This is a genomic window from Dellaglioa sp. CoH-56-MRSF-14 (assembly GCF_056782115.1).
The window spans coordinates 1-298 of record NZ_JBXAYB010000083.1; the positions used below are offsets into that span (position 1 = coordinate 1).

General features: G+C 59.4%; 1 protein-coding gene. It reads left to right on the top strand.

The genetic code is table 11. The annotated features are described in order from the left end of the window. On the top strand, nt 1-298 hold a 298-nt coding region (locus AC1RPX_RS07920; protein WP_481763351.1), incomplete at both ends, for a hypothetical protein.

Here is a 298-nt window from a genome sequence, read left to right on the forward strand (position 1 = left end):
TGCATCGTGGCCCCGCGTCGAGTGCATCGCCAGTGGAAGTACGCGTGGCGGCAATATCAGCTGTGGCGCACGGCGCAAAAGCGCCCGACGCAGCGCTACATGCTGTACTGCACGCCCGAACAATTTGCTGAACACTGCGTGCCGAGTATCGAGCCCGCTCCGCTCACGCTGTTTGAGCAAGCGGATTGGGTATTTATCGTTGACGACATGTTCCCGGAACAGCGTGATCCGGTGCGAGCCGCTGTCAAGAAGTTGAACCCCGACCAAGGTCACCGTATGATCATGACAACGGTCGCAC